The organism is Mesorhizobium sp. CNPSo 4689, assembly GCF_057784325.1.
In genome coordinates, this window is the sequence record NZ_JBWLUZ010000024.1 from 26,092 (window position 1) to 36,496 (window position 10,405).

Below are 10,405 nucleotides of genomic sequence, written 5' to 3' on the forward strand. Positions count from 1 at the left end.
ATTTGCTTTAGTTTGACCGGACCGAGGTCCAGCCGGTGGTATCGAGATTTTGGAGATAGACGTCAGCAAACGCGAAGATCGCGAGGCCCGATCGATCGGCCGAAATATCAATGGGAGCCATATAGGCTGTTTCCGCGTCGAAAACAAGACTGTGTGAGAAGGGCGTGATTGCGGCATTGCCCAACGGCCGCCCCAATCGCGTGGAAGCGTGGCGATTGGATCGCGTGCCTTTGGAGGCTGGGCATCGTGCTTTCCCGAAAAATCGATTGCGATTTTCGGGCCGATGCGGCGGGCGCCGATCGGGTTTCGGAGAGGGCCATGAAAACGATTCTGCTTGCCGCCTGCCTGACGCTGGTGGCCGCCGGGGCGCAGGCGGCTTCGCGCCATGATCCGACACGCATGAGCTGCGGCAAGGTGCAGGCGACGATCGCGCGCCAGGGCGCGGTCATCCTGCGTTACCAGTCGGCGCGCGTGCCGGGCCTGCCGCTCTACAATCGCTATGTGCAGAGTGAGCGCTTCTGCGACATCGGTGAGATCAGGGCTCGCGCCTACGTGCCAAGCGCCGACACGAAATCCTGCCCGGTCTATATCTGCAAGCGGCCGGATTTCGACCGCCACTTCCGCCGCCGCATCCTCAAGCACAACTAAGGCAGCTTGTATCAGAACCCGAACGAAGCCTGCGCGACCGGCGGCGGGCCGACCCGCACGCCTTCCATGGCCAGCATCTTTTCCTTGGTGGCCGAGCCGCCGGGCGCCGAAAAGCCGCCGATCTTGCCGCCGGCGGCAAGGATGCGGTGGCACGGGATGACCAGCGGCACCGGATTGGCGCCAAGCGCCGCCCCGGTTTCGCGGGGCAAGCCGGCATGGCCGGCGCGCTTGGCCAATTCGCCATAGGTGGTGGTTTCGCCGTAGCCGAGTTTTCGTGCCGCGTCATAGATGGCGAGGCGGAAATCGTCGATGCCGGCGAGATCGACCGGCACGCCGGAGAAATCGACGTCCTCGCCCGTGGCATAGGCCTTGATCGAGGCGATCAGCCCGACGACCCAGCGTGGCTGTTCACCCGATGCAGCAACACCGGGGTGGCGCAGCAGCCGGCGTTCCACCGTGTCGCGGTTGCGCTCCGGCAGGCAGAGCCGCATCAGGCCCGCCTCGCTCCAGGCGATGCCCATGAAGCCGAGCACGGTTTCGAAGACCGCATGGCCGGCGGTGTGAGAGGTGGTTCCCATGACATGCTCCTTCCGTGGATGGGAGGGAATTCAGTACAAATCAGGAACAATATGGCAGTTCCCGGTCGCTCCGACCACCCGAAAACCTTCTGCTGGCCCGGATTGCCGGAGGAAAAGCGCTGGTGTAAGGACTTCTTAACAACCCGATGAACCGGACCCGTGCGCGGCTTGCCAGCAAAATTCATCTTTTCTGCGATCGGCGTGCTCATCGCCGCGGCCGGCCTGAGCGGCTGCACCTCGACGTCGCAGATGAAGGTGGCGCCGGCGCTTGCCGCGGCCGCCACCCCAGCCGTCGAGGATGACAGCCCGACACTGGCATTGCCCGACACGGTAGCGGTGCTGCCGGAATCGTCCGGCCTGGTCCCGGTGCAGACGGCGGCGCTGACCGGCGATGCTGTCGCAGCGACGCCAGGAGAGCCCTTGCCACCACCGGCGCAGCCGGCAGCCTTTGCCGGGCCGACGCCGCTGGCCGCCCAGCCCGCGGTGATGGCCGGAACCTCTCCGACCAGCCCCGGTTCGGTCGAGCCGGCGCCTGTTTATGCAACGGCAGCGATGGCCATGCCGGTCACCGGACAGACGGTCAAGACAGCCGCTATGCCCGGCGTCCAGCAGGTCGCCTATGTCGTGCCTGAGAACCCGGCCCTGCTTGCCCCGGCCGGCCCACCGGTCGAGCACGCGACAGGCCCCCGCGGCGAGATCGAGCGGCTGATCGAGAAATATTCCGCGCTCTACCAGGTGCCGGTCGACCTGGTGCGCCATGTCGTCAACCGCGAGAGCACCTTCAACCCGAAGGCCTATAATCGCGGCCATTGGGGGCTGATGCAGATCAAGCACGCCACGGCGCGCGGCATGGGCTATCTTGGGCCGGCAGCCGGCCTGTTCGATGCCGAGACCAATCTGAAATACGCGGTCAAGTATCTGCGCGGTGCCTGGCTGGTGTCGGGCGGCAATGCCAAGCGCGCCGACCAACTCTACCAGAGCGGCTATTATTACGACGCCAAGCGCGAGGGCCTGCTCGAGGCGACCGGCCTCGGCACCGACCGCACGCGGCGGCGCTTGCCGCCCGATGCCTGAGCACGATGCCTGAACCGCGTCCGCCGGCACCAGACGACATCCGGCTGCGCAAGATCCTCGACGACACGCTGCTGCCACCGCGCTGGCCCGAAGGCTTTGTCATGCGCGGCTTCGCGGCGCCCGATGCGGTGCCGCTGCACGCCCTGCTGACGGAAGTCTTCGATGATGGCGCCGACGGGCCGTTCGAGGAATGGTGGCCACGAATTTCCGATGATGCGGAGTTCGACCCGGCCTTGTGTTTCCTCGTCATCGACGGCAAGGGGCGGCTGGCGGCTGCCGCACTTTGCTGGGCAACGGCCTTCGTGAAAGACCTCGCCGTCCATCCCGAGGCACGCGGCCTGGGCATCGGCGAGGCGTTGATGCGGCACGCCTTCCTCGCCTTCCGCGACCGGGGCGCCTCTCATGTCGACCTGAAGACCAACACGGTGGAGAATGCCGCCGCTGTCAGGCTCTACGAGCGGCTGGGCATGATACCGGTCGCCTGGGAAGGTTAAGTCCCCGTTTACCAAGATTTTGGCGCTGTCTTGTCATCGCGACGCTTCGTGGTGGGAAGCATGGCGGCTTTGTGAACCGCTTCACAGCGTCCGGCAAAAAGTAACTGCTAATAGATTTTCGTCACGCAGTGCATCTGACCAAATATTTTGGATAGTCGAATTTCAAAATGGAGGGACGAGACTATGGCAGGACCAAACCTTCGAAAGAGGATTGGGCACGGCTTTGTTAGCCGGCAAGTGTTCGCCGAAAAGGCGATTGAACAGGTCGCGATGGCCGCCAAGACGGCGGCCGCGCCCGGGGCCAAGAAGGCCAAGGCCGGCGCCGCGGCGGCCATCGTGCCCGGCGGAAAGCTGGGTGCTGGCTTCTTCGATTTCATGTTCAAGAATTTGCCCGCCTTTACCGCCAGCGATGCCGACCTTGATACGCTGGCAAAAGCCATGAAGGATCCGGCGCCGGTCGACCAGCCCAATCCCGATCCGCACGACAACAAGAAGATCCCGTCCGGGTTCACCTATCTCGGCCAATTCGTCGATCACGACATCACGCTCGACATGACGCCGCTCAGCCTTGCGCTGGCCGATCCGGGGATGGTGAAGAACTTCCGCTCGCCGAGCCTCGACCTCGATTGCGTCTACGGCGCCGGTCCCGGTCCGCATCGCTTCCTGTTCGCGCGCGAGCCAGCCCCTGGCGGCAGTGGCGCGGTGGATTCGCCGAAGCTGCTGATCGGCACCGCGCAGGCTTCGCAAGAAAACGGCGACCGGGTGGGGCAGGTGCCCGAACTGCCGAACGATCTGCCGCGCAACATGCAGGGCGTCGCCCTGATCGGCGATCATCGCAATGACGAGAACCTGCTGGTGGCGCAGATCCACCTGGCGTTCCTGAAATTCCACAATGCGGTGATCGATCACCTGAAGGCCAAAGGGGTGCCCGATGACAAGCTGTTCGAGGACGCGGCGCGCACCGTGCGCTGGCACTATCAATGGCTGGTGCTGCACGACTGGGTCGAGCGGCTGACCGAGAAGGGCTTCGTGGCGAAGATCCTGCAGGAGGGCCGCAAGTTCTACCGCTTCAAAACCAAGCCGTTCATGCCGTGGGAGTTCTCGGCCGCAGCCTACCGTCTCGGACACTCCATGGTGCGCGAGAAATACAGCCACAACCGCATTTTCAGGACACCCATTCCGCATATTGCGGAAGCCAGGCTCGCGACCCTTTTCCGCTTCAGCAATCTTTCCGGCAGTCTGTCCAGCAGCGTGCCTGGTCAAGGCACCTTGCCGAGCAACTGGGTGATCGACTGGCGGCGCTTCTTCGAACTGCCGCCACCGGCCAACACCGCGCAGTTCGAGTTCAATTTCTCGCACCAGATCGACCCGTTGCTGACCGATGCCCTGCACAAGCTGCCCGGCGCCACCGGCCCGGAGGCGAGCCTCGCCTTCCGCAACCTGAAGCGCGGTGTGCGCCTCGGCCTGCCTTCGGGCCAGGCGGTGGCCAAGGAGATGCGCAAGAAGATCACCTTCACGCCGATCACTCCGGACGAGATCGCGTCCGGACCCGACGGTGCGGTGGCCAAGTCGTTGAATTTCCACACCAACACGCCGCTCTGGTACTACATACTGAAGGAAGCGCAGGTGAAGGGCGGCGGCGAGCGGCTCGGACCGGTGGGCGCGCGCATCGTCGGCGAGGTCTTTGTCGGCCTCGTCCAGGGTGACGAGGAGTCCTTCCTGTCCAAGCCGGGCTGGAAGCCAGACCTGCCCGCGGCGAAGCCAGGCACGTTCTTCATGACCGACCTGTTGAAGTTCGTCGCCAAGGCGGCCGACCCGGCCAACCCCGACAAGGGGCTCAATCCGATCGGCGACTGATCAGCGTGTTCGTGCCCCGGTTGTGTTTCAATCGGGGCACGAGATTTCGGCCCGCGGGCACGAATCTTCGGCCCTGGCGTGGAATCCTCCGGCTTCGCAGCGGCTTTGTGAACTGCTTCACATAGGCCGCCGCGCCCAGATGCTACCCCTGCGTCATGCCACGCGGGGCGCCGATCGGGGGATCGAGGGCTTGCAAGGCATCGGGGCGGCTGCGCCGGCATGTGTCAGCCACTCCAGGGCGGGTCCCGGGGCGGGTTCGGGGCCCGCTTGCTTATGCGCCCTTGCACTTCAGATATCCGGCGCGTTGCCGATCTTCTTCTTGAGCTCGATCGCCCAGGCGCGGCCCTCGTCGCCGCACCAACGACCGGCTGAAGGATTTCCAGACCTATCTCAATTGCCCCGAAGGCGAGCTGAACTGCCCGGTGCCGGCGCCGTAGCTTCGCACCCCGGCAAGGTATCGCATTTCATCGCCGTTCCGGGCGCGCAAAAATGTCGGAACCGTGCCGCGCCGTGCGTCCTTGAGAGGCAAGGCGCGTCGCCGGCAACGGGCGCGTCGTCAGGAGATGGAGATGACGATGATCAGCTTTCCCAATGAATCCAGCGAATACCGCGCCGCCCGCGAAAAACTGCTGCAGAAGGAAATCGAGTTGCGCCGCGCCATGGAGGACGTGGCGGTCGCCCGGCGCGCGCTGCCCAAGGGTGGGCTGGTGCCGCGGGATTATGTGTTCGACGGGCTTGGGCCGGACGGCAAGCCGGCGCGGATAAAGCTGTCGGAGCTGTTTGCGCCCGGCAAGGACACGCTGATCCTCTACAGCATGATGTTCCCGCGTCATCCGCAGGAGACGCGCGAGGTGGCGACCAGCGGCGGTACGGCGAAGCTCGCCCGGGTCGATCAGCCATGCCCGTCCTGCACCGCGCTGCTCGACCAGTTCGACGGCGCCGTCGGCCATCTCGAGGCCGCCGGCTTCAACTTCGTCGTGGTGGCCAGGACCGCACTCGACAATCTGCTGACGCTCGGCCGCGACCGCGGCTGGAAGAACATGCGGCTCATCTCCTCGGCCGGCAACAGCTTCAAGCGCGACTATCAGGCCGAGGCCGAAGACGGCGCGCAACTGCCGGTGCTGTCGGTGTTCCACCGCGACGGCGATGGTGTCAGGCATTTCTGGTCGTCGGAGCTCGGCTTCGCGCCGCCCGAACCCGGCCAGGACCCGCGCGCCATCGGTACCTGCGAGATCCTGTGGAACCTGATGGATTTTACCCCGGCGGGCCGACCGAACTGGAATGAACAGCTGCAGTATGGCGAGGGGTGCTGTCATTGAGAGGGTAGGGCGAAGCGAAGACCTTGCCTTCTCCCCTTGTGGGAGAAGGTGGATCGGCGCGCAGCGCCGAGACGGACGAGGGGTGTTGGAAGAAATGAGACGGTGACAATTCTGCGCCATCTTCGGCGCTTATGGGCGGTTGTGAGTAGGCGTATCGCCAAGCTGGAGCACCCCTCATCCGACCGAGCTTCGCTCGGCCACCTTCTCCCACAAGGGGAGAAGGGAAGGCGCTTCGACGGCAGTCGTCGTCTACAATTTCGGCACCGACCGAAGGGAGAAGTTCATGCCCAAGATCGACCTATCTGCCGTGCCCGCCCGCAAGGGCTCGCCCTATCCGGCGCCTTTCGATGAGCCTTGCGCAACCCGCACCAGGCGGCGCCTCGGCGATGCGGGTGGTCTCAGCGATTTCGGCGTCAATTTGATGACCTTGCCGCCCGGCGGCTGGTCCAGCCAGCGCCACTGGCACAGCCATGAGGACGAGTTCGTCTATGTGCTGGAAGGCGAACTGACGCTGGTCGAGGACGGCGGCGAGACGCTGCTCAAGGCAGGCGACTGCGCCACCTTCGCCAGGAACAGCGGCAACGGACACCACATGATCAACCGGTCGTCAGTCACGGCTCGTTACCTCGAAGTCGGCTCGCGCAATCCGGACGATGTCACCACCTGCTCCGACATCGACATGATGAGCCCGAACTCCGACGGCCGCTTCCTGCACAAGGATGGCACGCCGTATCCGGGGCAGGGGTAAGCGGTGCTCAGATCGTCCTGATCTGCTCGACCGCGGTCACCAGCAGTTCTGCCATGGCGGCGCGAATCTGAGAATCCGACTGGGCGACGCCCGCCGCGTCGAAATCGGCGCGCACCTTGCGGAACACGTCGTCGTCGCCAGCCTCTTCGAAGTCCGAACGCACGACCTCCTTCGCATAGGCGTCGGCATCCTCACCGGATTTGCCGAGCTTTTCGGCGGCCCACAGGCCGAGCAGCTTGTTGCGGCGCGCCATGGCCTTGAACTTCGTTTCCTCGTCCATCGCAAACTTCTTTTCGAAGCCTTCCTGACGGTCTCTCATGCTGCTCATGGTTTGCCTCGTTCAGAGATGTGAGACCGACCTTAACCCGATGTCTGGGGGAAGAGCGGCCAGGTGGGGCGAGAGTGGCGCGCATGGATGTCATTAGCAAGGCCGGATCGTTCATGGCGGTGATCGAGCCGGCGCCTGGATGAACGGCACCGCACCGATCCTGATCGGATCCGTTGCAAATTCTCACAATGCCAGAGGCATTCGTTCCGATGTGAGTTGACGTTGGCGTGCCGTGACCTACTCTCGAATGCCTGCTGGATGAACCGAGGAGACGAGCGATGCAGTCACCTTTCAACCAGATACGCAGCGTCGCGCTGACAGCGGCGGTGATGCTTGCCGCCGGCACCGCGGCCTATGCCCATCATGGCTGGTCGTGGACGGCGGACGGGTTCTTCGAACTCAGGGGCAAGATCACGGCCATCTATATCGGCAATCCGCATGCCACGCTGGATGTCGACGCGGAGGGTGAGGCCTGGCGGGTGGAGATGGCGCCGCCATCCCGCACGATCGCCGCCGGCTTTACCGAGGAGGTCGCCAAGGTCGGCGACGAGGTGACCGCGATCGGCAACCGCTCGCTCGACGAGACCGAAAAGCGCATGAAGGCGGTCCGCGTCATCGTCGGCGGCAAGACGTACGATGTCTATCCCGACCGCGTGCCACCGGCGTAAATGGCCGAGTTCCTCGCCGGCATCGAGCAGCTCGCCTTCGTGCGGGGACTGAAGGCCTCCTTCATCGCCTATCCGATCGTCAATGCGCTCCACATCATGGCGATCGGCGCGCTGCTGATCAGCGTCATGCTCATGGACTTGCGGGTCTGCGGCGCCTTCCGCGCGCTGCCCTACGCGGCGTTCGTCGCGCTGCTGCGCCGCATAGCATTGAGCGCGTTCGCCGGCGCTTTGGTCACCGGCTCGCTGCTGTTTTCGGTCAAGGCCAGCACCTATGCGGCGATGCCGATTTTCCTCGCCAAGATAACCCTCATCCTGCTCGCCGGCCTCAATTTTTTCGCCTTCATGCGCCTCAGCCACACAACAGGCGGCGACGTACCGGCCGGCGGGACTACAACCATCCTGGCCGTGCTCTCGATGGTGCTGTGGACTTCGGTGCTTTTCGCCGGGCGGTTCATCGGTTTTCTCTGACCAAAGTGAGCGCCGGCACTGGCCTTCCCAAGGTGGGCGGATAAGCTCCCTGCAAACAAAGGGAGGATTGCCATGAAGAAGGAAGTCATCGAGGTGCCGGTGATGTCGGACAAGGTGCGGGCGCTCGGCCTGCCGTGCTCGACGGCGGTGAAGGCCAACGGCTTCGTGTTCATCTCGGCGACGCCGCCGGTGGACATGGTGACCGGCGAGATGGTGCGCGGCGACATCGAAACGCAGACCGATGCGTCACTGAAGGCGCTGAAACATTGCCTGGAAGCGGCGGGCACCTCGCTGGACAACGTGGTGATGGTGCGCATCTACGCCGTCAATTCCGGCTTCTACACCGCCATCAATCGGGTCTATGCCAAGTACTTTTCGACGAACCCGCCGGCGCGGAGTTTCGTGCCGGTGGCGTCATGGCCGATGGAGTTCGATATCGAGATCGAGTGCGTGGCGGTGGCGTGATCTGTTCCTTCCCCTGCGAAAGAGAAGGCGATTAGTCGGGCCTCGATGCTCTGCAACTTATTGTCCGATGCTCTGACCTTCATTGCGCGGCACGGGCGAATAGGACTAAGCTAGCGCAGACGTCTATCCGAACGAGAGATTGGCAGTTCTCGAACAGGGTGACCGAGAATTGAAAGACTTGGGGGGTGAGGTGAGATGAATATAGCGGTCATAGTTGGCGTCAGTGATTATAGCGGCAATGCCGTCAGCAATCTGCCTGCCTGTTTAAACGATTCAGAGGCAGTCAAAAAATTAATAGATTCTTCGCAAAAATTCGAAGATTGTCTGGCAATTTCTGAAGAATTAAAGAGTGCTCCAACAAAAGAGCGTTTGGCGGAATTTATAGCCAAACATAAATGTAATATAGTAGATGAACTTTTCTTCTATTTTTCTGGGCATGGCCATTATGATGGTAGTGAATTTTACTACATACTGAGCGATTATAATAGCAACAAATTAAGACAGACGTCATTGGAAAACTCGGAGCTGGACAATCTTTTCAGGTCTCTAAAGCCAGAAAAGACAATCAAAATTGTTGACGCTTGCAACTCTGGCGTTGGTTACATAAAGGATGCCGATAACGTTGGTGAATACATCAAATCGACAAAGGATAATTTCAAAACTTGCTACTTTATGTTTTCTACTCAGAATGACCAAGGTTCATATGCTGATACGCAGTTAAGTTATTTTACAAAAAGTTTCCTGCAAGCGGTCTGTAAACATGACGCCCGCACTATAAGGTACAAAGATGTTGTAGATTATATTTCTGACGATTTTAGTGGGAATGCCAGACAAAAACCGCTGTTCGCAATACAAGCCGACTTTACTGATGTTTTTATGGATATTCCAGAATCGATACGCACGGTAATAGATTCTTATATGGCAGATCAAAAGAGTCCCGAAGCGAGCGGAGTGCAAGGTGCGCCTCAGGCGCAGGTCCTGAGTTTATTGCAGGCCGTGAAGAATGCTGCTGAGTCATATAAAGACAAAGCCTATATTCAGAGATCTCTTGATGGTATTAAGGGAATTAAAGTCGAAGCGGTTCTCGGAAAAAGCGTGGTAGAGTTGTTTGAGGCTACTCCTTCCACTTCGTCTAATTCGCTTGACTTTCCGGACGCAGAAGTGATTGGAAATTGGCTTAACAAGGATAAGTCGTCTCCGTCTCTGTTTGCTAAAGCTACTGGAGAATATAGGCAGGTATCTCGAAGAGTTTTGAAAGGGGGAGCAGGTTTCTCTCTTTCAAACTTAAGTAGCCTATTTCCAAATAAAGATGACGACGCACTGTATACGACGAAGATATTTAGTGAGTGGTTCGTTACAGGATTTTCTCAGACCGAGGAATTTAGCTATGTCGGGATGATAGTGAATCTTGAGCCAAAATATGCGTCGCTGAAGAGGTACACGTTCTATTTCGTTCCCATTTTTTCCAGAACAAAGGCGGTTTGTTTTTCTCGAACTGTTGAGTCGATCGAGGAGGGGTTCGGGAAGTATAAGGATAGCAGTAAAACGAAATGGTTTGTAGGCGAGGTTTTCCTTGAGAATGAGAAGGATGTGGGAGGTTATTTTCGAGAAAAGTTAAAGGAGTTCGGCGAATATATTTTAAGTGCAATTGGAAAGGAATTTCTTGATATAGATGTTGATTTGACAGACAGCGCCGCGAACCCATTGGGGGATTGAATGGCTATGCGATTTCATTTTTGTAGAGGTCAAGGTTTAAGG

Annotated in this window: 12 protein-coding genes; 10 read left to right on the top strand and 2 right to left on the bottom strand. The window is 60.6% G+C overall.

What is annotated here, in order from left to right; all coding sequences use genetic code 11:
- Window positions 1-318: 318 nt before the first annotated feature.
- Window positions 319-648: a hypothetical protein gene (locus AC04SI_RS24160; protein ID WP_404279925.1), complete on the top strand. Its 330-nt coding sequence runs from the start codon at window positions 319-321 to the stop codon at window positions 646-648.
- An 11-nt stretch (window positions 649-659) separates the two neighbouring features.
- On the opposite strand, the gene AC04SI_RS24165 is transcribed toward AC04SI_RS24160, so the two are convergent.
- Entirely contained in the window at window positions 660-1,226 is a 567-nt protein-coding gene (locus AC04SI_RS24165; RefSeq protein WP_404279923.1) for a methylated-DNA--[protein]-cysteine S-methyltransferase, read from the bottom strand.
- Between the two features lie 159 nt (window positions 1,227-1,385).
- Between AC04SI_RS24165 and AC04SI_RS24170 the strand changes: the two genes are divergently transcribed.
- The 5 genes from AC04SI_RS24170 (at window position 1,386) to AC04SI_RS24190 (ending at window position 6,718) form a co-directional block, all read left to right on the top strand.
- Window positions 1,386-2,300: a transglycosylase SLT domain-containing protein gene (locus AC04SI_RS24170; RefSeq protein ID WP_488475039.1), complete on the top strand. Its 915-nt coding sequence runs from the start codon at window positions 1,386-1,388 to the stop codon at window positions 2,298-2,300.
- Window positions 2,301-2,305: 5 nt separating this feature from the next.
- Window positions 2,306-2,794, top strand: a complete 489-nt coding sequence (locus AC04SI_RS24175) for a GNAT family N-acetyltransferase (RefSeq protein WP_404279920.1) — start codon at window positions 2,306-2,308, stop codon at window positions 2,792-2,794.
- Between the two features lie 270 nt (window positions 2,795-3,064).
- Window positions 3,065-4,651, top strand: a complete 1,587-nt coding sequence (locus AC04SI_RS24180) for a peroxidase family protein (protein ID WP_488475040.1) — start codon at window positions 3,065-3,067, stop codon at window positions 4,649-4,651.
- 575 nt (window positions 4,652-5,226) lie between these two features.
- Entirely contained in the window at window positions 5,227-5,970 is a 744-nt protein-coding gene (locus AC04SI_RS24185) for a DUF899 family protein (protein ID WP_404279982.1), read from the top strand.
- 283 nt (window positions 5,971-6,253) lie between these two features.
- The gene (locus tag AC04SI_RS24190) at window positions 6,254-6,718 is read left to right on the top strand and encodes a cupin domain-containing protein (protein WP_404279916.1); all 465 of its coding nucleotides are present in this window, start codon (window positions 6,254-6,256) and stop codon (window positions 6,716-6,718) included.
- A 7-nt stretch (window positions 6,719-6,725) separates the two neighbouring features.
- Here the strand turns inward: AC04SI_RS24190 and AC04SI_RS24195 are convergent, their stop codons facing one another.
- Window positions 6,726-7,046 carry a DUF1476 domain-containing protein gene (locus tag AC04SI_RS24195; protein ID WP_404279913.1) on the bottom strand — a complete coding sequence of 107 codons (321 nt, stop codon included), beginning with the start codon at window positions 7,044-7,046 and terminating at the stop codon, window positions 6,726-6,728.
- A gap of 278 nt (window positions 7,047-7,324) precedes the next feature.
- Here AC04SI_RS24195 and AC04SI_RS24200 point away from each other — a divergent pair, with 278 nt between their 5' ends.
- The 4 genes from AC04SI_RS24200 to AC04SI_RS24215 all read left to right on the top strand — a co-directional run bounded on the left by AC04SI_RS24200 (window position 7,325) and on the right by AC04SI_RS24215 (window position 10,363).
- A complete protein-coding gene (locus AC04SI_RS24200) occupies window positions 7,325-7,714 on the top strand; it encodes a DUF6152 family protein (RefSeq protein ID WP_404279910.1) in 390 nt (129 codons plus the stop codon).
- A complete protein-coding gene (locus AC04SI_RS24205; protein WP_404279908.1) occupies window positions 7,715-8,182 on the top strand; it encodes a hypothetical protein in 468 nt (155 codons plus the stop codon).
- A gap of 72 nt (window positions 8,183-8,254) precedes the next feature.
- Window positions 8,255-8,647, top strand: a complete 393-nt coding sequence (locus tag AC04SI_RS24210; protein ID WP_404279905.1) for a Rid family hydrolase — start codon at window positions 8,255-8,257, stop codon at window positions 8,645-8,647.
- Window positions 8,648-8,842: 195 nt separating this feature from the next.
- A complete protein-coding gene (locus tag AC04SI_RS24215; protein ID WP_488475041.1) occupies window positions 8,843-10,363 on the top strand; it encodes a caspase family protein in 1,521 nt (506 codons plus the stop codon).
- The last annotated feature ends 42 nt before the right edge of the window (window positions 10,364-10,405 follow it).

Bases quoted from the DNA above. Each gene is read 5' to 3' on its own strand.
- AC04SI_RS24160 (WP_404279925.1), top strand. From the start codon at position 319: ATGAAAACGATTCTGCTTGCCGCCTGCCTGACGCTGGTGGCCGCCGGG.
- AC04SI_RS24165 (WP_404279923.1), bottom strand. From the start codon at position 1,226: ATGGGAACCACCTCTCACACCGCCGGCCATGCGGTCTTCGAAACCGTG.
- AC04SI_RS24175 (WP_404279920.1), top strand. From the start codon at position 2,306: ATGCCTGAACCGCGTCCGCCGGCACCAGACGACATCCGGCTGCGCAAG.
- AC04SI_RS24180 (WP_488475040.1), top strand. From the start codon at position 3,065: ATGGCCGCCAAGACGGCGGCCGCGCCCGGGGCCAAGAAGGCCAAGGCC.
- AC04SI_RS24185 (WP_404279982.1), top strand. From the start codon at position 5,227: ATGATCAGCTTTCCCAATGAATCCAGCGAATACCGCGCCGCCCGCGAA.
- AC04SI_RS24190 (WP_404279916.1), top strand. From the start codon at position 6,254: ATGCCCAAGATCGACCTATCTGCCGTGCCCGCCCGCAAGGGCTCGCCC.
- AC04SI_RS24195 (WP_404279913.1), bottom strand. From the start codon at position 7,046: ATGAGCAGCATGAGAGACCGTCAGGAAGGCTTCGAAAAGAAGTTTGCG.
- AC04SI_RS24200 (WP_404279910.1), top strand. From the start codon at position 7,325: ATGCAGTCACCTTTCAACCAGATACGCAGCGTCGCGCTGACAGCGGCG.
- AC04SI_RS24205 (WP_404279908.1), top strand. From the start codon at position 7,715: ATGGCCGAGTTCCTCGCCGGCATCGAGCAGCTCGCCTTCGTGCGGGGA.
- AC04SI_RS24210 (WP_404279905.1), top strand. From the start codon at position 8,255: ATGAAGAAGGAAGTCATCGAGGTGCCGGTGATGTCGGACAAGGTGCGG.
- AC04SI_RS24215 (WP_488475041.1), top strand. From the start codon at position 8,843: ATGAATATAGCGGTCATAGTTGGCGTCAGTGATTATAGCGGCAATGCC.